This is a genomic window from Paenibacillus donghaensis (genome assembly GCF_002192415.1).
Classification (GTDB): domain Bacteria; phylum Bacillota; class Bacilli; order Paenibacillales; family Paenibacillaceae; genus Paenibacillus_AQ; species Paenibacillus_AQ donghaensis.
This window is the reverse complement of sequence record NZ_CP021780.1, coordinates 3,909,524-3,933,322: the sequence shown is the minus strand read 5'-3', so window position 1 is coordinate 3,933,322 and position 23,799 is coordinate 3,909,524. Positions and strand designations below refer to the sequence as shown.

Annotated in this window: 25 protein-coding genes and 2 pseudogenes; 17 read left to right on the top strand and 10 right to left on the bottom strand. The window is 46.5% G+C overall.

Features of this window, described 5'->3' with window-relative positions; translation table 11 throughout:
• Positions 1 to 4 precede the first annotated feature (4 nt).
• The 10 genes from B9T62_RS17670 (at position 5) to mraY (ending at position 9,354) form a co-directional block, all read left to right on the top strand.
• Complete coding sequence (locus tag B9T62_RS17670; RefSeq protein ID WP_087916470.1) at positions 5 to 1,219, top strand: trans-sulfuration enzyme family protein; 1,215 nt, start codon at positions 5 to 7, stop codon at positions 1,217 to 1,219.
• Entirely contained in the window at positions 1,197 to 2,369 is a 1,173-nt protein-coding gene (locus tag B9T62_RS17665; RefSeq protein ID WP_087916469.1) for an amidohydrolase, read from the top strand. The genes B9T62_RS17670 and B9T62_RS17665 overlap by 23 nt, the downstream gene beginning before the upstream one ends.
• A complete protein-coding gene (locus B9T62_RS17660; RefSeq protein ID WP_087916468.1) occupies positions 2,366 to 3,409 on the top strand; it encodes a methionine ABC transporter ATP-binding protein in 1,044 nt (347 codons plus the stop codon). Before B9T62_RS17665 ends, B9T62_RS17660 begins: the two co-directional genes overlap by 4 nt.
• Positions 3,384 to 4,043: a methionine ABC transporter permease gene (locus B9T62_RS17655; RefSeq protein WP_087916467.1), complete on the top strand. Its 660-nt coding sequence runs from the start codon at positions 3,384 to 3,386 to the stop codon at positions 4,041 to 4,043. The genes B9T62_RS17660 and B9T62_RS17655 overlap by 26 nt, the downstream gene beginning before the upstream one ends.
• Before the next feature lie 27 nt (positions 4,044 to 4,070).
• Entirely contained in the window at positions 4,071 to 5,099 is a 1,029-nt protein-coding gene (locus B9T62_RS17650; protein ID WP_087916466.1) for a uroporphyrinogen decarboxylase family protein, read from the top strand.
• A 3-nt stretch (positions 5,100 to 5,102) separates the two neighbouring features.
• Positions 5,103 to 5,933 carry a MetQ/NlpA family ABC transporter substrate-binding protein gene (locus B9T62_RS17645; RefSeq protein ID WP_087916465.1) on the top strand — a complete coding sequence of 277 codons (831 nt, stop codon included), beginning with the start codon at positions 5,103 to 5,105 and terminating at the stop codon, positions 5,931 to 5,933.
• Between the two features lie 8 nt (positions 5,934 to 5,941).
• A complete protein-coding gene (gene proC, locus B9T62_RS17640) occupies positions 5,942 to 6,757 on the top strand; it encodes a pyrroline-5-carboxylate reductase (RefSeq protein WP_425436661.1) in 816 nt (271 codons plus the stop codon).
• A gap of 2 nt (positions 6,758 to 6,759) precedes the next feature.
• The gene (locus B9T62_RS17635) at positions 6,760 to 7,524 is read left to right on the top strand and encodes a VOC family protein (RefSeq protein ID WP_087916463.1); all 765 of its coding nucleotides are present in this window, start codon (positions 6,760 to 6,762) and stop codon (positions 7,522 to 7,524) included.
• A 678-nt stretch (positions 7,525 to 8,202) separates the two neighbouring features.
• Entirely contained in the window at positions 8,203 to 8,319 is a 117-nt protein-coding gene (locus B9T62_RS17630) for a lipid II flippase family protein (RefSeq protein ID WP_425436693.1), read from the top strand.
• Positions 8,320 to 8,400: 81 nt separating this feature from the next.
• Complete coding sequence (mraY, locus tag B9T62_RS17625) at positions 8,401 to 9,354, top strand: phospho-N-acetylmuramoyl-pentapeptide-transferase (protein ID WP_087916462.1); 954 nt, start codon at positions 8,401 to 8,403, stop codon at positions 9,352 to 9,354.
• A gap of 298 nt (positions 9,355 to 9,652) precedes the next feature.
• On the opposite strand, the gene B9T62_RS17620 is transcribed toward mraY, so the two are convergent.
• Entirely contained in the window at positions 9,653 to 10,318 is a 666-nt protein-coding gene (locus B9T62_RS17620) for a helix-turn-helix transcriptional regulator (RefSeq protein WP_087916461.1), read from the bottom strand.
• A 167-nt stretch (positions 10,319 to 10,485) separates the two neighbouring features.
• Here B9T62_RS17620 and B9T62_RS17615 point away from each other — a divergent pair, with 167 nt between their 5' ends.
• From B9T62_RS17615 to B9T62_RS41290, 3 genes are read left to right on the top strand one after another with little or no spacing between them, the layout of a single operon-like run.
• Positions 10,486 to 11,847, top strand: coding sequence for an MFS transporter (locus B9T62_RS17615; protein ID WP_087916460.1), 1,362 nt, complete (start codon positions 10,486 to 10,488; stop codon positions 11,845 to 11,847).
• Positions 11,848 to 11,851: 4 nt separating this feature from the next.
• On the top strand, positions 11,852 to 11,983 hold the full coding sequence (locus B9T62_RS41815) for a winged helix-turn-helix transcriptional regulator (protein ID WP_087916459.1): 132 nt from the start codon (positions 11,852 to 11,854) through the stop codon (positions 11,981 to 11,983).
• 45 nt (positions 11,984 to 12,028) lie between these two features.
• Positions 12,029 to 12,157, top strand: coding sequence for a hypothetical protein (locus B9T62_RS41290; protein WP_281257740.1), 129 nt, complete (start codon positions 12,029 to 12,031; stop codon positions 12,155 to 12,157).
• Between the two features lie 231 nt (positions 12,158 to 12,388).
• Here the strand turns inward: B9T62_RS41290 and B9T62_RS17600 are convergent, their stop codons facing one another.
• The 5 genes and pseudogenes from B9T62_RS17600 to gap all read right to left on the bottom strand — a co-directional run bounded on the left by B9T62_RS17600 (position 12,389) and on the right by gap (position 15,727).
• Positions 12,389 to 12,631, bottom strand: coding sequence for a helix-turn-helix domain-containing protein (locus B9T62_RS17600; protein ID WP_211296473.1), 243 nt, complete (start codon positions 12,629 to 12,631; stop codon positions 12,389 to 12,391).
• A gap of 571 nt (positions 12,632 to 13,202) precedes the next feature.
• Positions 13,203 to 13,400, bottom strand: a complete 198-nt coding sequence (locus B9T62_RS17595; protein WP_087916458.1) for a helix-turn-helix domain-containing protein — start codon at positions 13,398 to 13,400, stop codon at positions 13,203 to 13,205.
• 31 nt (positions 13,401 to 13,431) lie between these two features.
• A complete protein-coding gene (locus B9T62_RS17590; RefSeq protein WP_087916457.1) occupies positions 13,432 to 13,656 on the bottom strand; it encodes a hypothetical protein in 225 nt (74 codons plus the stop codon).
• Between the two features lie 601 nt (positions 13,657 to 14,257).
• A pseudogene (locus B9T62_RS17585) lies at positions 14,258 to 14,496 on the bottom strand (NifU family protein).
• 220 nt (positions 14,497 to 14,716) lie between these two features.
• On the bottom strand, positions 14,717 to 15,727 hold the full coding sequence (gene gap, locus B9T62_RS17580; RefSeq protein WP_087916456.1) for a type I glyceraldehyde-3-phosphate dehydrogenase: 1,011 nt from the start codon (positions 15,725 to 15,727) through the stop codon (positions 14,717 to 14,719).
• Positions 15,728 to 15,957: 230 nt separating this feature from the next.
• Between gap and B9T62_RS17575 the strand changes: the two genes are divergently transcribed.
• Complete coding sequence (locus B9T62_RS17575) at positions 15,958 to 16,557, top strand: TetR/AcrR family transcriptional regulator (protein WP_014278020.1); 600 nt, start codon at positions 15,958 to 15,960, stop codon at positions 16,555 to 16,557.
• A 264-nt stretch (positions 16,558 to 16,821) separates the two neighbouring features.
• A complete protein-coding gene (locus B9T62_RS39155) occupies positions 16,822 to 16,971 on the top strand; it encodes a hypothetical protein (protein WP_157793872.1) in 150 nt (49 codons plus the stop codon).
• Between the two features lie 441 nt (positions 16,972 to 17,412).
• Here B9T62_RS39155 and rarD read toward each other — a convergent pair whose 3' ends face one another.
• Positions 17,413 to 18,315, bottom strand: coding sequence for an EamA family transporter RarD (gene rarD / locus B9T62_RS17570; RefSeq protein WP_087920310.1), 903 nt, complete (start codon positions 18,313 to 18,315; stop codon positions 17,413 to 17,415).
• A gap of 794 nt (positions 18,316 to 19,109) precedes the next feature.
• On the opposite strand from rarD, the pseudogene B9T62_RS17560 reads away from it, so the two are divergent.
• Positions 19,110 to 19,445: pseudogene (locus B9T62_RS17560) on the top strand (MFS transporter); the annotation flags it as partial.
• A gap of 765 nt (positions 19,446 to 20,210) precedes the next feature.
• Here the strand turns inward: B9T62_RS17560 and B9T62_RS17545 are convergent.
• From B9T62_RS17545 to B9T62_RS17535, 3 genes are all read right to left on the bottom strand, one after another.
• Positions 20,211 to 20,495, bottom strand: a complete 285-nt coding sequence (locus B9T62_RS17545; protein ID WP_087916454.1) for a DinB family protein — start codon at positions 20,493 to 20,495, stop codon at positions 20,211 to 20,213.
• A gap of 146 nt (positions 20,496 to 20,641) precedes the next feature.
• The gene (locus B9T62_RS17540) at positions 20,642 to 21,892 is read right to left on the bottom strand and encodes an ABC transporter permease (protein ID WP_169834402.1); all 1,251 of its coding nucleotides are present in this window, start codon (positions 21,890 to 21,892) and stop codon (positions 20,642 to 20,644) included.
• Between the two features lie 524 nt (positions 21,893 to 22,416).
• The gene (locus B9T62_RS17535; RefSeq protein ID WP_087916452.1) at positions 22,417 to 23,286 is read right to left on the bottom strand and encodes a hypothetical protein; all 870 of its coding nucleotides are present in this window, start codon (positions 23,284 to 23,286) and stop codon (positions 22,417 to 22,419) included.
• Positions 23,287 to 23,451: 165 nt separating this feature from the next.
• On the opposite strand from B9T62_RS17535, the gene B9T62_RS17530 reads away from it, so the two are divergent.
• A complete protein-coding gene (locus B9T62_RS17530) occupies positions 23,452 to 23,799 on the top strand; it encodes a hypothetical protein (protein ID WP_087916451.1) in 348 nt (115 codons plus the stop codon).

Genomic DNA, 23,799 nt, shown 5'->3' with positions numbered 1-23,799 from the left:
TCAGATGAACACAGAGTGGAGAATCGATACCCGCATTATTCATGGGAATCAAGGTCCGGACCCGCAGACAGGAGCCATTTCACAGAGTATAATTCCCGCTGTCGCTTATGCCTTCCCGGATACTGAAACGGCAGCAGCTGTGGTATGCGGTGAAGCGGAAGGGGTGTATTACGGAAGATACGGCAACCCTACCTCCCGTACACTGGAACTGAAGATTGCCGCTCTGGAAGGCGGAGAGGATGCACTTGGTGTTTCCAGCGGGATGGCGGCGATTTCGATTGCTCTGCTAGGATTTCTCCAGCAGGGTGACCATGTACTGGTGACCAAGGATGTCTATGGTGGAACCTACAGCTTCCTGACTTCATTGGCGCCGCGGTTCGGGATTACGTTTGATTTTGTCGATTGTACGGATGTTCAGTGTCTCATTGAAGCCATCAAGCCCAATACCAAAGCTGTATATATAGAAACACCTTCGAATCCCAAATTAACCATTCTTGATATTGAAGCGATAACAGAAGCCTGCCAAGCCCGCCAGCTACCAGTGATCGTCGACAATACCTTTATGAGTCCTTGCCTGCAGAATCCGCTGGCGCTTGGGGCGGATGTGGTGGTGCATAGCGCAACCAAATACATTAATGGACATGGCGATGTGCTGGCCGGCTTCATCATCGGGAAGAAAGACATGATCCAGTTCATGCGCAAGAAACTGATGGGTGATCTCGGTCAGCAGCTGAATGCCTGGGATGCCTTCCTCATCCTGAGAGGCATGAAGACGATGGGTCTGCGGGTGGAACGACATTGCGCCAACGCGCAGAAAGTTGCTGAATTTCTGGAGTCTCATCCCAGTATCGAACAAGTCTTCTATCCGGGACTGGAGTCCCACCCGCAGTACCAGCTGGCGCAGCGGCAGATGAAGGGAATGGGCGGAATTGTTTCTTTTGAAGTGAAGGGTGGCCTGCAGCAGGGGAAGAAATTAATCAATTCCTTGCAGCTGGCGATGATCTCCTTCAGTCTGGGCGATCCGGAAACACTGGTCCAGCACCCCGCCTCCATGACTCATGCTTCGATTCCCCAGGAAGAGCGATTGAAGTTTGGCATTACGGACGGTTTGATTCGAATCTCGGTCGGGCTGGAGGATGCGGAGGATATTATCGCGGATTTCGCTCAGGCACTGTTGAATATAAGGGAGGATGCACATGTTGAATCAAACATCGGATGAACAGGAAGAGACGCTCAGCAGTCAATTAATCGCAGTCCGCAGAAATCTGCACCGGGAACCGGAATTGTCCTATGAAGAGTTCAAGACGACAGCGAAGCTGCGGAAGTGGCTGACAGATGCCAATATTTCCATCCTGGATATCCCTTTGGAAACCGGGCTGATTGCGGAAATCGGACAGGGCAGCGGCCCGGTCGTTGCGATCCGCTGTGATATCGATGCACTTCCGATTGAAGAACAGACTGGGCTGCCTTTCGCTTCAGAGATACCTGGCAAGATGCATGCCTGCGGACATGATTTCCACACCGCTGTCATTCTTGGTGCGGCTTATATATTGAAGGAACGTGAGCAAGAGCTGCCAGGCAAGGTGCGGGTATTGTTCCAGCCGGCAGAAGAGACTGGCCACGGTGCCGCAAGTGTAATCGCTTCGGGCGGGCTGGCAGGAGTGGAAGCCATCTTCGGCTTGCACAATTCGCCGGAATTGCCTACCGGAACCTTTGGCACCCGCAGCGGCGCGTTGACCGCAGGCGTAGACCGGTTTGAGATTACCGTCAAAGGGGTTGGTGCTCATGCCGCAATGCCGGAGAATGGGGTGGATACGATTGTTACAGCCTCCCAGATTGTAACTGCACTACAGACCGTGGTCAGCCGCCAGACCGGAGCTCAAGAGCCGGTTGTACTGAGTGTGACCCGCATTAATGGAGGTTTCACCTGGAATGTACTGCCGGAGCTAGTCGAGCTGGAAGGGACGGTACGTACTTATAATGAAGAGATCCGCAGCCGGATACCGCAGCAGATGACACAGATCATCAATGGCATTTCGGCCGCCGCCGGAGCGGAAGCCGAGCTTCACTGGTATCCTGGTCCCTCGGCAACGATCAACGATGCGAAGTGGGCCGACTTCACCAAGGAGGTTGCCGCGCAGACCGGATACGTGGTGCATGATATTCCGCCGCAGATGGGCGGGGAGGATTTCTCGTTGTATTTGCAGAGCATCCCCGGCGCTTTTGTGAACATTGGCTCAGGTCCGGCTTATGCCCTGCATCATCCGAAATTCGACGTTGATGAAGCCGCAATCCTGCCCGCGGCCCGCTATTTCGCCGTACTGGCAGAGCAGGCTCTGCAGAAACTGAGTAAAGAGGGATGTATATGATTGAACTAAAGAATATCTACAAAACATACACCCGCAAAGGCATCTCCATAGAGGCACTGAAGGGTATCAGCCTAAAGGTGGAGAAGGGCGATATCTTCGGGGTTATCGGATACAGCGGTGCGGGCAAGAGTACATTGATCCGGCTGGTTAACTATCTGGAGCGCCCTACGGAGGGTCAAGTCCTGGTAGAGGGCAAGGATCTGGGTGAGTACAACGTCAAGGAGCTGCGGGCTGCCAAGAAAAACATCGGCATGATCTTTCAGCATTTCAATCTGCTGGAATCCAAAAAGGTGTTCGACAATGTGGCGATTCCGCTTGTGCTGCTGAAGAAGGACAAGAACGAAATCCGTAAGCGTGTGCTGGAGCTGCTGGATTTCGTTGGTCTTAGCGACAAAGCGAACAGCTATCCGAGTGAATTGTCCGGTGGACAGAAGCAGCGGGTCGGAATTGCCAGAGCGCTGGCCTCGAACCCCTCCATTCTGCTCTGTGATGAAGCGACTTCGGCGCTGGACCCGCAGACGACCCGTTCCATTCTGCAGCTGCTGAAGAAGATCAACGCGGAATACAACATTACCGTGATGATCATCACCCATGAAATGTCGGTTATTCAGGAGATCTGCAACAAGGTGGCGGTGATGGAGGAAGGCAGAATCATCGAGCAGGGCAGTGTGCTGGAAGTCTTTGGGCATCCGCAGCATCTGACAACGCAGAATTTCGTGAAGACGGTGATTCAGAACAGCATTACAGACAGCGTGTATAAGTCACTGAAGCCAGAGCCGGGAAGCCGGGTGTACAAGCTTGAATATATGGGATCAAGTGCCTCGGAGCCGACACTGTATGAGATGATTCGCGCTTACGATGTGAAGGTGAATATTCTGTTTGCCAATACTACGGAAATTCAGGAGACAACCTTGGCGACAATCATTATTCAGCTAAAAGGTGAGTCGTCAGTAGTGGATCAGGCTTTGTCTTTCCTGAGAAACAATGGAGTTGGTGTGGAGGAGGTGGAGTCAAATGTTGTCAACTACAGTTACAACTGAGCAGTTTCTGAAGGCTATCATCGAAACGATCCAGATGGTCGGGATTTCCTTGTTTATGGGTTCCCTGATTGGGATTCCCTTCGGCATCCTGCTGGTAGTCACCCGTCCAGGCGGGGTATTGGAGAGCAAAACGCTGTACGCGGTCTTGAACCCGATTATCAACATTGTCCGTTCTCTGCCCTTCATTATTCTGCTTGTTGCAATTATTCCGTTCACTCGACTGATCGTGCATACTTCGATCGGGACAAGCGCAGCGATTGTGCCGCTGATCATCTATATTGCTCCTTATATCGGACGTCTGGTAGAGAACTCTCTGCTGGAGGTGAACCCGGGTATTCTGGAGGCAGCTGAAGCCATGGGGGCTACTCCGTTTCAGGTGATCTGGTATTTCCTGTTGCCAGAGGCAGTTGGATCGCTAATTCTGTCACTGACCACCGCGACCATTGGTTTGATCGGGGCGACGGCGATGGCGGGAACCGTTGGCGGCGGCGGCGTAGGGGATTTGGCCATTGTTTATGGCTACCAGCGGTTTGACACCGTTGTAGTGGTTGCAACTGTAGTTATCCTGGTTATTCTGGTGCAGGGAATTCAGTCTTTGGGAAATACACTGGCGAGAAGAATCCGCCGCTACTAGTTATTCATATACAGGAGGGATCGGCAAGTGAGTGAATGGACGAAGCAAGACCGGTTTAACGCCATTCTGTCCGGTGAGCGGGCAGACCGTGCCATTATCAGCGGCTGGCGTCATTTCATCGACAAGGAACAGAATGCAGAGGATTTAGCGAACACCACCATTGAGTTTACCCGCAAATATGATTGGGACTGGGTCAAAATCAACCCGAGAGCCACCTACCTGGCTGAAGCGTGGGGCAACGAATATGATTTCTCCGACTATAGGGCGGTTTTCCCGAGACAGCAGACGACGGCCATCCCGACGGCTGCAAGCCTGTGGGATCTGGAAGTGAAGAAGGCGGCTGAGTCCGCTCCATTGCTGGAGCATCTGGACGCGGTGCGCCGGATTCGCCAGGGTCTGCCGGATACTCCGTTGATCCAGACGGTCTTCTCTCCGTTAACCGTGCTGCTGTTTATTGTGGGACGTTCCGCTTATGTCACCCAAACCGTATTTGGCATCGAACATCCGGTTACCCTGGAGTCGCTGTTCCGGGAACACAGAGCTGCAGCCCATCATGCGCTGCATGCCATTTCCATGACTTTGGCCGATTATGTACAGGAGCTGGAGCAGGCGGGTTCGAATGGACTCTTTTACGCAGTGACAGGCACGGCTAATCCGGGCTTGTTTAATGAAGCGATGTTCGATGAGTTCTCCAGACCCTATGATTCCATTGTGCTGGAGGCTGCAAGTTATGGCAAAAACGTACTGCACACCTGCGGTACCTATGCCCAACCCGAGAAATTCAATGACTACCGGATCGACGGCATTAGCTGGGATACCCAGGCTGAAGGCAATCCAGGTCTGGCGGCGGCACTCTCAGCCACCAAGGTAGGCGGCGTGGATCACGCTTTGTTCGCCACCAATGACATCACGCAAATCAAGCAGCAGGCTGAAGAAGCTCTGAGCTTAATGAAGGATCAGCCGTTTATCCTCTCACCCAATTGTGCGATTCCGCTTAGTGTAACCGATGAGGCCTTGGCTGAGTTCAAACAAACTATTCATGAAAAGAGGTCGTAATCAATGAAGAAACTATGGCTGGTTCTTGTAGTAGCAAGTGTAGTGCTGCTGGCAGCGTGTGGTCAGAACAATAATTCAGGAGCATCCGGAGATAAGAAAGAGCTTGTGGTCGGCTTCGGGGTAGGCACCTATGAAGAGCAGTTCCGCCAGTCGATTATGCCGATTCTGGAGAAAGAAGGCTACAAGATCGAGATCAAAACCTTCTCGCAGAACATGCAGGTTAATCCGGCCATGAAGGAAGGCTCGATCGATGCAAGCATCTTCCAGAGTACAGCTTACATGAACGCAATCAACGATGAAATCGATGCAGATATGACGGGAATTGCTTACGTGCCGGGTGCGCCGCAGGGTCTGTACTCTGTGAATCACACCACGCTGGATGATGTGAAAGACGGCACCACCGTGGCGGTTCCGAATGATCCGGTCAACCAGGAGCGCGCACTGCGTATTCTAGAAGATCTGGGCTGGATTAAGATCAAGGATGGAGCGGGCGTAGCCGATTTCAACATCAACAGCATGGAGCCGGATAAGTATAATATTGATATCAAAATTCTGGACCCTGCACAGATTCTGGTTTCGCTGCAGGATGTGGATTATGGTGTGGTCAACGGCAATTACATTGCGAACTCGGACCGGAAGATTACCGACGCGCTCAAAATCGAAAATACGCCGATGGAGCACAGAATCATTGTGTCGGTGAACAAAAAAGATGAGAACACCCAGTGGGCCAAGGACCTGAAGGCAGCTTACGAGTCGCCGGAGTTCGAAGAATACATTAAGGGTATCGAGAAATACGACGGGTTCATTCTGCCTGAGGCTTGGGACAATAACTAACTGAGGATGTGGAGAGATTGACGAAGAAGCGGATTCACTTCATCGGCGGCGGACAAATGGCCGAGGCCATGATTCGTGCCTGCATCGCGAATAAGAGCGTTGCTGCAGAGCAGTTTACTGTGACGGATATCCACGAAGCGCGGCTCCAGTATCTTAACGAGACTTATGGCGTAATCACGGACAGCTCGCAAGGCAAGCTGCTTGCAGCAGCCGATTTGATTGTGATCGCCGTGCGGCCCCAGGATAATCTGGCTGCACTCGGTGAAGCGGTAAAGCAGTCCGCGCAGCCGGCAGCCGCCATTGTTTCTATTGTGGCCGGAGTAACGATTGAGAAGCTGGCCGGATTCTTCGGTGCCGAGCGCCCGATTATTAGGGTGATCCCTAATACACTTACCGATACGGGTTATGGTTATAGCGGCGTAGCCTTAAATGACCATGCGGCTGTGGATCAGGTGGATGACTTCCTGCATGGCTTCGGTAAGGTGCAGGTTCTGGAGGAGCGCTTGATCGATATTTTCACCGGATATGGCGTATGCGGCCCCAATTATATCTATTATTTCATTGAATCCCTTGCAGACGCTGGTGTACTGGCCGGACTCCCGCGGGAGCAAGCCTGGAATGTGGCGTTGGAGAACCTGGTTGGCTCAGTAGCGATGCTTCGCCAGACCGGATTGCATCCAAGACAGCTGCTGGACATCAACAATTCCCCCGGCGGCGTAGGCATTCATGGCTTATATGAGCTGAACAACAGCGATTTCGCGGCAGGCCTGCAGAGAAGTGTGCTGGCAGCCGTGAAGCGGACCACCGAGTTAGGAGCGAAATAACGATGGCAACCAAACAATGGGACCACCTCGTGCATTATGTGAATGACTTGGATCAAGCCGTGCAAGTGTTTGGAGAGCACGGCCTGGTAGCTTTTCGCGGAGGTTCTCATAAGGCCTGGGGTACCTTCAATACATTAAGTTATTTCGGCTTGACCTACATCGAGTTTCTGGGCATAGAGAATCTGGAGCTCGCAACGTCAACGGAGCATAACCGGGTAGTGAAGGATGCCGTAGACCTGCTGCCGGAGCGTGAGATCCTGAGCCGAGTGGTGATCCGCACGGACGATATCGAAGAGATGGCCGCTTCGCTGGGCGCGGCAGGTTTAAGCCTGTCCCCGATCATTGACGGCAACCGTCTGGATAACACCGGCAGGTTAATCGAGTGGCGCATGATGACCATCGATGGTGATTTCGAAGGTCTGGTCTACCCGTTCGTTATTCAATGGAAAGGCAGCGATGAAGAGCGGCTGGAGAGCATGACAAATAGTGGCATCATCCAGCCTCATCCTGCCGGATATGTCGAAATGACCAGAGCTGTCTTCCGTGTCTCCCACCCCGCTGCGGCTGCAGCCCATTGGGCAGAGCTGTTTGGACTCGAAGTGGTTTCCGCTGACGCTTCCAAGGTCACGCTTGAGATTGGCGGCAAGTTCTATGATTTCGTCCACGGGGACGAGAACCTCTTTAAGCAGGTCATTCTGCAGACTGATTCTGTCCAGCTGAAAGGTTCGACGATTGCGATCGGCGAAGGCGAGTATGTGTTTGTGTAAATAGCAGGAGTAAGAATAAGCCGGAGCATGTGAGGATCACGCGCTCCGGCTTGTTTATGTGTGCTTAGCCAAAATATAGTACCAGGATTGCTCAATGAGGATCGAAAATAGGAAATAAAAACAGAATAAGTTCTCTTTTTCAAAAGGGTTTTTACCTTTATCATTTTATTAGAGAGAAAAGTAAGAGGGGTGACAAGTGAGATCAAACTACATGTTACTGAGAAGATTCTTCGATAAGTAATTTGATGTCTTTTTTCCATGTGTTACTCGTCCGAGCCAGTCATACCACACCGCGCAACAAGGAGACTAAAAATAACAAATGAAGGCCGTCGCCAGTAACTAGCGCTTAACTTTCAGACGATTGCGGACTCAGGAGCCCCTATTTGCTGTAAACAGGCTATTTTGCAGGTCTAACGGACTCAGGAGCTCTTAATGAGGCGAAAACCTACTATTTAGGGTCTGTTTTTCCGATATAGCGGCTATGCGGTCCGTTACATTCCAAACCATCGCAGGAATGAGGAGATAGGAGCTATACGGTCCGCTAGGACGTGGGTTACCTGAAGTTCGGGTGGGGGGAGTGTTTGGGTTAAGGTAGGGCGATCCCATAAGATTCTCGAGTAACCTGCTTTATCCTCGCAGGGTTCTAAGTAGTAACTTGACGTTTATCTAAAATATTTTATCAGAAAATGCGGTACAGTAACTCTTACATATTCTCTTCGTTTAACAGGTGTGCGTTTAGGGAAATTGACGGTTGCCATGTCCTTATCGGGGATTATACTGTTCATTTCTAGATAATCTAATTGATCAGTTTGGGATTATTATTGGTGCTGTCGCAAATGATTGGAGGCATACCAAAAAAAGAGAGGAGTTCGTCATATGTACGGAATTATGGCTATTTCCGGCCTGTCTTTCCTTCTGGTGGCGGTATTTACGCCGCTGTTGATCTGGACGCTGCGCAGGCTGAGGCTAACGCAGCCGATTCGCGCCGAGCTTCCAGCGGATCATCAGGCCAAACAAGGTACACCGCTTATGGCAGGGCTGACCCTGCTTATCGGGATAGCGATTTCGCTGCAGTTTCATCTCGTGCCTCTAATGTTGCTCTTATGCGCTACGTTTCTGTTGTTCAGCTTGGTCGGATTTCTGGATGATTTCAAAAAGGCTTTCTGGCAAAACCCGTCCGGGATCTCCGGCCGCACGAAGCTGGTGCTTCAATTTATTTTTACTGGAACCATCTTGTATGTGTTGCTCCATTCGTTCGGCCTGACGAGCGATATTGCGTTATTTCAGGGGTACCACCTGCACTTGCCTGTATACGTGTATGTGGCAGTCATGCTGCTGTTTGTGGTCGGCTCCGCGAATGCCATCAATTTTACGGACGGTCTTGATGGGTTGCTGATCAATGTGGCCATTCCGACGTATTTTTTCTTTTTTTTGATTTCGGACAAACCTGAAGTGCAGACATTTTCACTCGTCATGATCGGCTGTCTGCTTGGGCTTTTCCTTTACAACATCTATCCGGCAAGAGCGTTTATGGGCGATACGGGGTCACTGGCAATTGGAGGCTCCCTATCCGTTTTGGCCGTCATTGAGAAGGTCGAGGTTTTGATTCCGATTCTGTTTTTCGTCTATTTGGCGGAGCAGCTGTCGGTCATTTTGCAGGTGTGGTACTACAAACGGACGAAGCTGCGGCTGTTCCGGATGGCCCCGATCCATTACCATTTCAGCCTGAAATACGGATGGAGCGAAAACAAAATCGTGATGATTTTCGGTTTCATTTCGTGGGCATCCGTACTGATCTGCTGGTTGATCTGGAAATATCTCATGCACTAAGCGCATAATTCTGCGGTGAAGCTCGCGAAGATCATGAGGAGTGCATTATTTCTATTTTGACTTGAACGGGCCTGTCTTTTTTCTTCCTGTTTTATCTTTCTGACTTTTTAGCGTTGACGAGAGAATCAGAAAGAACCTATAGCGGGCTAAGGCTCGCCATAGGTTCTTTCTGATGGTGCCGCTATTCGCTCAACCGACTGACAGCTCCAACGAAGTTGCGGAATTCTCCTGACGGGAAAGGAAAGAGTTCCAGTTAGTGATGGATCGGCACAATTACGCCGCCATGTGCCTGCCAGCATCAATGCGCTTGTTCGCCTTCCCTAACCCTATATACACAGTTTCTTCCCCCCGCCAAAATATACTCTACCCGTTCGATATGAACATTATCTCCCAGAATGGTTGCAAATAAATGTAACTCATTCTTACATAATCCGGTACAAGTAGCAGCAGCTTCACAGATCGGACAATGCTTCTCAATAAACAAGAGACTGCCATCGTCTTGATCCTTGATCTCAGCCATATAGCCTTCGTTTGTTCGAATATCGGCTAGTTTCTCCAGCTTCTCTCTTACGCCAGATGCGTCACCAAGGTGTTGGAGATATTGCTCTTGCATATTCTTATTCCGGACAGCCAGCAGCTTGTCCAGCCCCTCGTTTCCGAAAGCCTCTTTCATCGAATGGATCAGACTGACTGATAACTCAGAATATCCGCTTGGAAAAAACCGATTAGCCTCGGGAGTTAATCTCCATAGCTTTGTTGGTCGACCCATGGGACGGGCCTCTTCTTCGTAAGTAACTAACCCTTCTTCTTTCAGAGCATTTAAATGTTGACGAATAGCCATTCCAGATAGCGAAAATTTGGAGGATAGTGCCACAACATCCATTCCCCCTTGCTGCTTTAGCAGGTCAATGATCGCTCTCCGGGTACTAGTTGAGGCATCCTTATTCGTTTGATTTCGGCTCATGGTGAACCTCCTTTTTAAGCAACTGGCTCTACATCATTGTCTACATTTTAAACAAAAATGTTGACAAAGTCAAAGTTGAACTGTAGCTTAGACTTTATAAACAATAATGTTTACTAAGTATCCGGATATGGTGTATACATAAAAAAATTTCTTGGAGGTCACATTTCATGTCGTCTAATTCTCAAAGCATTTTCAGCCCACATTATTTTGCATTGTCCATAGGAATTATACTGTCGGTGATGGCAGTTGGATTCGAAGGCCTATCGGTAACGACTATTGCCCCTTCCATTGCTGGCGACTTGAACGGCCTTGACCTATTTGGTTGGATATTCAGTACTTATCTGCTTGCGCAGATTATCGGTACCTTGGTCGTCGGTCGAATCATTGATAGACAAGGACTTGCAGCACCATTCACTATCGCACTTCTTTTGTTTATCGTCGGGCTGATTGCTGCCGCAACAGCAGGGGATATGTATACCATGATAGGGTCACGGGCCATGCAGGGTTTAGGTGCCGGCGCTATAATGACTTGCGTGTACACTGCAATATCCTTAAGTTATCCCGATGAATTACGTGCCAAAATACTCGGAGCATTCGGTACTGCCTACGTTCTTCCGTCTATGCTCGGTCCATACGTTGCAGGTCTGATCGCAGATCAGTGGTCCTGGCGGTTTGTTTTCTGGGGAATCTTACCGGTCCTGATTGTTTCAGCACTGCTTAGTTTACCTGCGTTTAGGAAATTAAAAACAGAGGAGATACAAGAGGACAACGGGGCTGCATCTATATGGATGGCGTTACTATTAACGATAGGTACGGGGATTTTCTTAGTTGGTCTTAGCATGCTGCCGATAATTACAGGGTTTGTTTTAGTCATTATTGGTTTAGTGCTAATGGTGTATCCGCTGCGCAAACTGCTACCCAAGGGAACTCTTGCTTTCCGAAAAGGTATGCCAGCAATTCTGGCAACACGTGGGCTGTTCTTCGCTGCCTATACCAGCACACAGAATTTCTTGGTATTGGCTTTAATAGATGTGAAAGGTATTACTCCTTCACAGGCTGGATTAATTGTAGCGAGTGCTGCACTGAGTTGGTGCATCATTGCTTATCTGCAAGGACGTTGGGACTCAGCAGACCAGGGGCGTGGACGTCATACAAGAATTATCCTGGGTGTGCTACTGCTTGCCATTGGGATTGCCTTCGTATTTTGGATACCCGTTGTAACAGTTACCGTTGCGGTTATTGGTCAAATCATAGCTGGAATCGGAATCGGATTGGCGCATCCTATTAGCGGCGTTGTGGCATTTTCTCAAACAGGGGAAGGAGGGGTTGGCAAAACTTCGGCAAATCTACAATTTGCGGATTCTTTTACACCGGGTGTAGTTATCGGAATAGGCGGTTCGATTCTTGTTGTTTGTCAAGCTGCAGGGATGTCACTGCAATCAGGATTAATTGTAACGATGGGTTTTCATCTCTTGTTAATCGTAATGAGTTTATTGGCTAGCACTCGGATTACACCAGCTCCAAAATGATAATTTGGTTAAAAGAACTGTAAGTTTGACACGCCCCATACAAACCATTTATGAATTAACACCAAAAGGATCTGCTCTTGTTACATTCATACCCTGTTTAATGGACTGGGTTAGAATGCTGCAATTCAGCATATAAGGTTATGGCTAACTAAAAATGACGTTCCAAGGAGGAATTACTACGATGATACAGGTCAGTGAAGCAGCATCAGAAAAAATCGTCGAAATCTTATCAAGTGCTAATGCCCGGAATTCTTTCCTTAGAGTAGGCGTTGATGAGGGGGCTGCAGTGGTTTATCCTATACTCTTATAGTGGATGAGCAGAACACAGAAGGTGATATCTTATTAAATAAAGGTGAATTTAGTATATTAGTTGATACTAAAAAAATAAAAAAGGCCCTTTTTTTCTTGTAGGTGACCTGCTATCATACCCGATCCTCCTCATAGTTAGCAGCCCACATCTCTACCATTGACACTATAATTATATCATAGTAAAAATATTGGTTCAATGCGTTAAAGTGTTAAAGTTATCTGTTGGATGTAATTATTGTGACTGCATCAATGATTGGAGGTAGGTAATAACTTGAATTTTGGGTATCTTGTATGCTCGTCCGATTTTAAAATGAGGAACTCTATTTGCTTGTAAAAGTTTATAGACACTTTTGGGACTAATTCCGCCAAGCATTTCGCATAGTTGGGGAACATTCACAACATCAGGATATTGTTCAAACATGGATGCAAGAAGATACTTTGTGTCCGAAGGTAATGGCACAGATTGTTCTGGCATATAACAAAGTCTCCTTTTCAAAAGGATATGTAGTTGTGCAGTCGTGGGCTACGCACATAATAAGAAGACATCACAATGCACTCATCTCCATAGGGTAAAGGATAAATTATTTCAAGCTGCTGCTGGTAAGTCAGCATCATAGCTCCAACGTTATGATGAAGCTCCCCCTCATCCGAGCGAGCTGCCCCCAATACCGTGACGTTGGCCGGGCAGAAGTATCATAATCCCTTACTCTGGTTATGGCGATTCATCCCACCACAGGATGATTACAGCCGGAGAGGTGGTCGCTCAAGCCCTAATAGAGAGCTATCATGGCGCTTCCACTTCGTCGCTTCTGTTTTCACAGCAGAGAAAGGAACGTACTTGAAACAAGCAATATGAAGTTTTCAAGGAGCAAGAATCAATCAAGGTAGATATGATTATCTACTTGATCGCTTCCTGTAATATAAATGGGGACTTGAAACGAAAAAAGCAACTTGCTCCATGAAAATGTTCTCAATACACTAATACAAAATTAGCTAAAAACACGGGCAAGGCCATGTGAAGAAAATCCACATGGCCTTGCCCGTGATTATTTATAACGATTGAGATCAAAGCGACGAACTGCCAGGATAAAGGCAATTGTCAAATGTTGTTTGCAATCTGCATCAATGGTTCCATTTCGTTTAGCGTATTTATTTATAACAGGCTCATAACGGATAATCAATTTGGCTTCAGCTTCTTTGTCACCTTGTTGTGCTAAATGAAGCAGATTAGATACGCTATTCATATTTATCCTTAATACGAAATGAAAAATAGCTTTAATACGAAAGAAAAAAAGCAGCGATGCCGCCAATAGCCAGAAAAGGAGCCAGTGGCAATGCTGTTTGTTTAGCAACTTGAAAGCCGAAACGGAAACTGCTGGCAACAGCAATCAGCAGCACCAGCGTCAACCCGCCGATAATGCTTTGCAGTGTGCCATAGAGTGGACCTAGTATAACGCCGCAAGCAGCCATCAGCTTGTTGTGTGTGTTTTCAAACTGCACTTTTGTTGACAACTCCAGAGCATGATCCGGAAAATAAACCTGTAATGAAAAGGGATGAACAAGGAGTAGAGTGTAAAGGCTCAGTAGAGCGCAAGCCCATGCATGGGCTGTAGATAGAATAGAATAAGCGGGGACTGTTGTCCCCGCCCCCTATATTGAAAGTAAATTATCCGAGCAAAATGGCTTCGATCCGTTCCAGTTCTTCCGGCTAAGCTCCGGTACATTTAACGATACCGCATCCTCAACTTGACTAACTTAGCTAGCGCCGATCAATGCTGAGGTCACTCTACTGCCACGAAGCACCCCGGAGAGGGCCAATTAGGACATCTTCTGCTCGCGAGACCATGGAGCTGCCTTTCAAAGTTATGCTGCAGACCTAGCGATATGGCTGGCAGAGGCAGAGTGCTGCGGCCAATTTGAAGCGCGATCACTTCATGCACTTGGAAAAGCCAATCTTTTCAGAAGCACATACTTTCGTTGGATATAGAGCAATCTTCGTCATGAAGCAGTATGTTTTTCAAGTTAGTTTACGCTCTTATTGTAGCGAAAAGGCATCCAAACATATATCAGCAAGGAAGTAGTTTGTGTGGTCACCCTTTCTCTAGAAGACTTGAACGACTTCATGAATGCCATCCACTTCTTCAAAAATGGCACGTTCAATTCCAGCCTTCAATGTGATCGTTGCACTAGGACAGCCGTTGCACGCTCCCAAGAATTTTAGTTTAACCACTCCGTCCTTAACTTGAACCAATTCGGCATCTCCGCCATCGCGGTTTAAAAAGGACGCAGTCTTCTCAATACATCATCTACTTCTTCGAACAATTCCTCAGAATCTCCCACTTCATGACCCCTTTCATAAAGGCTGTGCTATCAGCTTCATCGTTCGCATTTTCTTTATTTCATCAATCATGTCTTGATAAAACTTAACTCTTCACCTGGCGTAACTTTCTAGAAATCGGAAGTGCCGATCTTGCTCCTGCTTATGCAGCTTTCCGTACAGTACATATAAACCCTGCTCTTTTGATGCTTGCAGCTAGGGTGAAGAAGAATTGCAATGATGTTACTTGGCGATTTTTGCGAAGTATTCTAATGTTCTAACCAGTTGCGCGGTGTAAGACATTTCATTATCGTACCAGGCTACAGTTTTCACCAGTTGCTGGTCGCCAACTGTTAGAACTTTTGTTTGAGTTGCATCAAAAAGAGACCCCAATGTCATTCCTCTAACATCGGAAGATACGATCTCGTCCTCAGTATATCCGTATGTTTCTGGATCTGATGCTTTTCTCATAACGGCATTAACTTCTTCAACCGTAACCTTCGTGTTCAAAACAGCTACGAGTTCTGTTACGGAGCCTGTTGCTACAGGTACACGCTGAGATGCACCATCAAGTTTACCCTTCAATTCAGGAAGAACGAGGCCAATGGCTTTAGCAGCACCAGTGGAGTAAGGAACAATGTTCTCTGCTGCAGCCCGTGCTGCGCGGAAGTTTCCTTTTGAATCTGGCGCATCAAGAGTATTCTGGTTGCCTGTATAGGCGTGAACGGTGGTCATCAACCCGGACTGAATTCCAAATTTATCGTTCAAAGCTTTAGCCATGGGAGCGAGACAGTTCGTTGTGCAAGAAGCACCGGAAATGACGGTTTCCGTTCCGTCCAGTGTTTCATGGTTTACGTTATATACGATGGTCTTCATGTCGCCTGTTGCCGGAGCGGAAATAACGACCTTCTTTGCTCCGCCTTTCAGGTGAAGCTCTGCCTTCTCTTTGGTGGTGAAGAAACCAGTACATTCGAGTACGATAGCTACGCCAAGCTCGCCCCAAGGGATTTCTTCAGGGTTGCGGTTAGCCAGCACTTTAATTTCTTGGCCGTTAACAGTAAGAGCTCCATCATGAACTTCAATGTCACCATGGAAAGTGCCTTGTGTAGTATCATATTTGAGCAGATGCGCCAGCATTTTTGCGTCAGTTAAATCGTTTATCGCTACAACTTCGATATTTTCCATTTCCTGAATACGACGGAAAGCGAGTCTTCCAATTCGCCCAAAACCATTAATGCCTACTTTTATTCTCATTGAATAGTCCTCCTGTTTCGTTCTAAATCCATTCCACATAAGTTTGTCCATAGAACTTAAAGGTAAACAATGGGCCGAAGCCAAACAAGTTTGCCTTTGGAATGGGTTTGTTTTATAATAAAAAATACCGATCGGTATCTTTTATTATATCAGAATTTAAAACTTTGGCAAGGTTTCGGCCGTAAATTTGATATAATGTTAGTTTAGAATAAGATCATTTGGAGGAAACTATGAAAAAAGGAGATCGAACAAGAGAGCACATTATTATGAAATCGGCAGCAATCTTTAATCAAAGAGGTTATGCTGGTACATCGTTAAACGATATTATTGCCGACACCGGGATTAAGAAGGGGGGCATCTACCGACATTTTACAAATAAAGATGAGATTGCGCTTGAAGCCTACAACTACGCTGCCAGTATAGTTATCAGCAAATTTGCTGAGGCGGTCGATCGGGAGCAGTCTGCGTCAGGGAGGTTACTTGCTTTTTTTCGTGTTTATGAAGATGTTGTTGGTAATCCACCATTTGTTGGCGGATGTCCTATGCAGAATACAGCAGTAGAAAGTGACGATACTCATACGGAGCTTCGAGATCGGGCAAGACAAGGGCTGCATAACCATTTGGATATGATAAAGAGTATAATTCTTAACGGGATAAATAGTGGGGAGTTTAAGGAGGATTTGAATGCGGATGCACTTGCTTCATTTGCCTTTTCCTTGCTCGAAGGAGGCATTTTACTCAGCAAGTTAGATGGGGATAATAAGCATATGCAAATGAATACAGCATGCTTTGCATTCTATTTACAGAATTGTTGTTTGAAAAATAGTTAATCAGTTGTGCTTGGAAGCGTAGAGAGAATAAGATGCTTATATAATCTCTCTCATCATTTTGGAGGTATATTATCGACATAAAAGTATTTGTTGCGACCAGGATGTTACCCCAGGTCCAGCAAATGAGGGTAGCGTTTTAAATCGGGCTTATATCCTGTTGTTTCGGAACGTTGTAGAGTTCTCCACGGTCGCCAAGAAGTCCGACATGTAGCTATACCCCTGTTTTTGCCCCTTATGGGGAGCCCAAGGTAGGAGGCCGTTTTTTTGATTGTAGAGTCTGATCATGAGAGTAGGCAAACGCTTGAAGAAATGGTGGAGTGGTCAACCTTGCATGCCCGCTACGCGTCATCCGCTGCTCCCCATCCTCGAAATCCCTTCCATTGCTGGAAGGAAGCTTCCGCCAAAAACAAATAACTTATATACGGTGAATTTCCGCGCAACATCGACGTAGTGCATCTCGCTTAGTAGGGAAGGATGGTTTCTTCCGAAATCAGTATATTGAAGAATGCTGGATATTGAAGTAGGTTTTTTCATGAGGCCGCCTCGTTTCGGGAGATTGCAGGGGTACAAACACTTTACCGAATGAGGCGGCTTTTTTACCTTTTTTGGTTAACTAACAGGCTTGGCCCAAAACATCCATCTTTCCGCGGCCCAGACATAGATGATATCGCTGCCCCATTTCTCCTCGAGCTTCGTCGCTTGGAACCCGCGGTTTAACACATTGTCTTGAACGGGCAGCTTATTATTAGAGAACCATACACTGTGTCATGGTTAATCTTCAGTTCTCGGGTGACATCTGTCATCGTTTGAACGCTTTCATTAATATGTTGTACTGTCTGACACCTGAAGGCCTCGTCATACATAGGTTTTATCATGGTGCACATTCACCTTCGTGACTTTTGTGCCACGAACTGATGCCACAGCGTATATAACAAGCGCTGTCCAAATGAGTGCAAAACCGACGAGAAGAGTAGAAGAAACCGATTCCTTGAACACAAATACGCTCAATAACAGCATGATTGTCGGCCCGATGTATTGTACGAATCCGAGTGTGGAAAACGCCATGCGGGCGGCTGCTCGTGCAAAGAAGAACAGCGGCAGTGCCGTTACTACGCCCGAAAGGAGTAGTTCGATGAACATGGACGGAGGCAGTGTCCATGCCATCGCCTTGCCCACGGAGGCCAAATAGACCCAGTAGCCGAGCGCAATGGGTAGAACTACAACTGTCTCCGACAACAAGCCTACAGAAGCGTTTAGCACAATCTTCTTTTTCGCAAGGCCGTATAAGCCAAACGACGCAGCCAGCGAGATTGCGACCCACGGAAATCTCCCATAGTCGATTGCGATGATGAGCACCGCCGCGCCAGCGACGGCAATCGCGAGCCACTGGCCACGATTCGGCTTCTCACGAAGGAAGACGATCGCTAGTAACACGTTCAGCAGCGGGTTTAAATAATAGCCGAGGCTTGTCTCAACGACATGGTTGTTGTTGACAGCCCAGATGAAGATGAGCCAATTAGCAGCGATCAATAGTCCGCTGGCGGTGAGCGATAGCAGGAGCGAACGGCTAGTCACAATCCGCTTCATATCACCCCAGCGGCGCTGGACGGTGACGAGAATACCCATGAAGACAAACGACCAGACAACCCGATGTGATAAAATCTCGCCTGCAGGCACATCATTAAACAACTTCCAATAAAGCGGGAGAACTCCCCACATGATATAGGCGATAATAGCGTTGATCAACCCATTATTCATAATCAATTTCCTTCTTCCTGCTCCGGTGTCTGTTTCTGCTGCTTCACTCATCTTACTTCAGCTCCCCTGGTTGTTGTGGATTATCCAATAGCTTTCTTTTTTGAATTTCATTTCTTGATCTTAGAACAAAGAGTAATTTCATCCTGATAAGGAGTTGCTGCATCCAATGTAACGGGACTATAGTCGAACTGTCGTATTTTAAGAAATGATGATTTATCATCATGCGCTTGATCGACCATGCAGTCTTGCTTCTCAAGATTTGATTTGAGAAGCATTTGAATGCGTCTATCCCGAGCAACAATGAGAATTTCAGTTCCGTATTTAAGAAATATATAATCACTTCCTTGTCCTTGCATGCACTACATATTCATTATGTGACAACTCTTTAATTCGGCGAAAAATAAGGTCAGATCAGCCCAAGGCCTTTAAAATCTACTTTTCAGTCATTCTCAAGTCCTCCTATAAGTTTTAGTTATTCCAAAAAGAATACCTCTCATGAAATCAAAATGGCTCGGCGCTATTTTATTCTAGAACAGCTTGTTGTACAATAAAAGATACCGATCGGTAGCTTTTATTGTATCATGATTCTAGTGAAAGGCAAGACCGGAATCGTATATTCGATTATTTCGTGACGGGATTAAGGTTGGGGAGTTTGGTGACCTATATCGAAGGAGTAGCAAAAAGAGCTTGTCGAATGGGGCTTATGAATAATGCAGGAATCACCCGAGTCTGGTGCTAAAGCTACTGGCTTTCGAGTGCTTTCTTTTTGAAAAAACGGATAGGTGGTTATTTATTTGGTTGCAGTGAATATAGAAAATAAACCAGAAAGTAAAAGCCCGACTTTGGCGCTATTAGCGCTGACAATAGGGGCATTTGCGATTGGAATGACTGAATTTATTATTATGGGGTTACTTCCTGAAGTGGCCAAAAGCTTGCAGGTGTCCATCCCCTCAGCAGGGTTACTCATTACCGGATATGCACTGGGTGTGGCTATAGGAGCTCCTATCATCACAGTCGCCACTCATCGAATGAAGCGAAAGCAGTTGCTTCTTTTTCTTATGATTCTGTTCATATCAGGTAATGCATTGGCTGCTCTTGCACCGAACTATGGAGTATTAATGGTAGCTCGATGATACGCATGATCGGGCGTGAGTTCACAGTCAACGATGCCGCTGCACGTCGAGAGTTGGGCTATGTCGGAAGAACTTTGCGCGACGCGGACTTGCAAAGCTATGAGGAACCATCTGCTCGACGATAGTGCTTTGGAGGGCGAACGCCGGCAATCGCCGGTTAGTCGTTCTCTGGACTTGTCCCCTTTTGGCGATATGGCAGACAGCAGAGAAAAGAACGTACTTGAAACAATTAATATGAAGTTCCTAAAGATCGAGGGGCAATCAAGGTAACATTAAGATCTGATGATTGCTTCCTGTTATATAAATGGGGAGGAAGAGAGAAAAGAGCAACTGCTTCCTCGAATATTTCTCTATAAATAATTTAGAATACAGTATGTGAATACAAGGACAAGCCATGTGAAGCAAACTCCACATGGCTTGTCCTTGTATTATTTGTAACGACTAAGATCAAAGCGACGAACTGCCAGGATAAAGGCAATTGTCAACTGTTGTTTGCAATCTTCATCCACTAATAGTATTAAATATATTGAAGGTCTTCAAATTGACTATGAAGAAGGCGGTATGATAGGCGGGTTCACCTTGAATAACCCTAATGCAAAAGCTTCATGTGGATGTGGAGCTAGTTTCAGAATGGCAAATTATCGTGGCGAAGTTAAAAAATGTGATTAAAATTTGGGAAGGGGAGTAGAAGAATTTGTCATTTGTGGTATCACTTTTGATACTATTGATAATTTCAAGTAACTGGTTACGTGTATGTATAAACTAATCAATTAAGGCAACGACATTCTCAATGCTACTGATATGCTGAATCGCTTCATTATTGTGGAAGTCGTGGTCTGGAAATGCAATTAGATTTGCCCCTTGAGCTATTGAAGGGACATGCTGTTCTAAGATGAATTTATCCCAATAGTATAGGTGTCCAACTATCTCCCTAATTGACCATTTCCCTTCCTTAATGGGGTCGAGTAATTTATGTTCATCAATCTCTTTTAACATCGATATTTCTTCAATTGTATTCCTAAAGTCTATAATTGCTTGTATGCCCATCTGAGTCTCCACCTGCCATATTAAATTTAGATTCTGAAGTTATTATACTAAAATTGATTGAATTTCCCAAGAACATACTCATAGAGTAGATAGGAAGATTGCCTATGGGACAACAAACCCTGTACATAATTTGATTCGTTCGTCCCTTAAACTACCTGATGATGTTTAAAGCTGTGATAGGTAAATGGAAGGAAAGCCAATGTGAAGGTGAGGGCTACTGCTCCTATAACCCAAGGTTCTGCGATTATACGATTAAATACATGGTAACTTTCATAGCGCGCGAAAACTGAATATCCATCTAACATTTTGCTAGGTAGCAAATTTAGAAGATTATTAAACAATCGACTGCTTTTACTATCCGGAATAAACAAAGGAGCCAGGAGGAGAACTACAGAGCAAAGGATCACTGAGAATGGTGACTTCATTCTGGCAGAAAAAAGGAGAGTAATAGACATGATCAGTAAACATGCAATATATCCAATTAGGACAGATGCGAGATAAGTCTGGAATATAGTTAATGGGTAGGGGGACTGAAATAAAATGATTTGTATGTTGGAACCCGACCCATATTGTCCATACACACTCAACATGATTACGGTGAGAAATAGGATGCTTCCGAAATACAAACCCGTCGAAAATAGAAAACTGGCTCTTAGCTTTGCACTGATCAGTTTGCTACGCCCGTACCGTGAAGAGAGGATAATTGAATCTGCCCCAGACTGGTACTCACCGGCAAAAACCCTGGATACGCTTAGACTAATGACAAAGGCGGTAACTAAAATAACGAGGTCAAGATCGCGCATTAAGTTCATCCAGCCGCTGGAATAATCAAATTTGAAAGGAACGTTAATTTTACCATTCATTGCTTTGAAGTAATCCTTCTCATCAGTAGAATAATTGCCGTATGAAAACTCCATGTTGAGATACTTATTGATCTTATCCATTCTTTTTTGGTAGAAAGCAGAAGCATCATGAGTAGAAAGTTTGTCCATAATATAGTAATCATATTTATCTGAAGAGGAGTAGGCTATACGAATTAAATTATTGATCTCAACGTCTTTCTGTTCATATTTCCCATAAGCCTTATTTGAAAGGGATATTCCCTCTTCTGTGGTCTTATTTAAATTTTCCGTTTTTTTTGTCGCTAAAAGGTGCCGATCTATAGCTGCTGCAATACTCTCAGTGTTTAATTCACCTGCAAGTCTATGTGCATTCTGTCTGGATAAGCTGATCGCAGACAGGCCGGAGATATCATTACCATCTTCGCCTACAACATTTTCTCCCGAAACGGACATGAATTCTAGAAAGACAGCGACAGCCAATATAATAATAATTCCCACTAAAGTGGATTTTCTTCTCAGTATTTTACGCAGTTCAAATCGAGTTAAAAGATTCAATAATCTCATTCCTTTCCTGTGGATAACTGACAGTCCTCCGTTCTCAATTTGTTTAACATGTTTTCATTGGAATTTAGGAAGAATGGATGTGGATATTTTGCGAACAAACTTTAAATGATTGGATATTTAATAAGCTCCGTTAACGACAAGTTCCTTTCTATCATAAGAGTCGGCTTGTATACGATAAAGCTCTGCCTAAACTCTACCTAGACCTATCAATTTAGCGTGAGTACCTTGTTCAACTAACTGTCCAGACTGCAGTACGAGGATATCATCCGCTACACGGGTATTAACGAATCGGTGAGTGACCATAAGCGAGAGTTTATTAAGTATTATTTATTCATGTGCGGATTCAGGCGGATATTATGCGAGAAGAGTCGCTGCTTTTGAGAAAAAAATCGACGCATGCATCCTGTTTGACGTCTTCACCGATGTATGGGAGGAGGGAATCCATTTGTTGGATTCCTTTTTGGGTTGTCAGGTAACTAAATATAAATGCACGAATTGCAGTTGCGTCCTGTGAGTTAATTCAAATATTCCCCAAAAAGCTGCTGAGCCTTGTCGCGGTCGACACCCAGGCTGCCGATCCAGCCGGCCCAAGGCATCTGCATATCGGAGCGGCCTTTGGTATTGTTCAGCTGCGGCTCGCCTTCCAATATATCCTCCATATAAGTCCAGTGGCCGGGATCAAGCGCCAGCACCCGGTTCGGCAGTACACCGACCATGGCAAGGGATTGTAGAATACCCCGGCGGATGCCGGCACCACTCTTAAGCAGCTTCTCTGTGGTGAGGCGTTTCTCGAATTGCCCCGGCGACTCGTCCTCGGCAGCCTCTTCAAGAAGCCGCAGCAGGCTCTTGAACTGCTGGATGTCCTCCGCTGTAGGGAGGATTCTCTGTTCCCCGGCCAGCTTGGCGAATTCACTCAGGTCAGCATAAGCGCCCACACTGCTGCTGCCATAAATATGGCCTTGATGAAGAGCGTATTGTATATAGGAGAGGTGCTCCCAGCCGTCTCTATGATGGGCACAATAGCGGCAGCAGATGAAATGTTTGGCCTGGTCATAGGGATGCTCCTGCATATGAATCATCATATGATAGCTCATAAGTGCAGAGATTCCCCGGGGGAAGCTGCCACCGACACCGGCGATGAAGGCTCCGGCAATGACAGGCCAGGACAGACGTTCATCTGCTTGCAAGTCTACCAGCTTCCGGTTCACTCCATCATGTGTCAGGTGTTCCATGGCATTCAGCTCCCAGCCATGCTGCTGCAGTAGTTCAGTTTCCTGAGGACTTAACGTGTCGGTGCGGTAGGTGCTGACCGCGCGCTCGGCATCATAGACGGAATTCGCATGAAGATACAGCTTTTTTAGAAGCTTCATCAGTTTTTTATCCATAGGGGGATTCCTCCTGGCTGCAATTTACGATACAATTTAGGTCTGAATGTTTAGAACAGGTTCTTTTTATAAATGTAGCTTGCAGATAGTGCTGTGTCAAAAAAAGCCTTATATTTGCCCATAGAAACGACGGAATCCAATAGAATCAGGAAAGAGGGTGTTCCTGTGGCTTGTGTTGCCCAGTTCGGCATAGTAGAGATATTCGAAGAGGATAAGGATTACTCTGACTATGAACCTGAGAAATATAACTGTGTTGCGATAGATGATGATTATCTGAACGAGTGGTGGGAGGAGCTGACGTTACTCCAAACGTATTCCCATAGTTACAGCAGACCCGAGTTTGCGCTGGCTAGATGGGGAGTTACCCTGATTCCGCCCGCTTCTCTAGCAGCTTTTTATGATATTGTAGCGAAGGATCATAGAGCAAGAACCTCACAGGAACTGCTTGATCTAATGACACTGTTAAGACAAGCTATTTCTGAAAATAAATACGTTATTCATTATGGAGTCTAG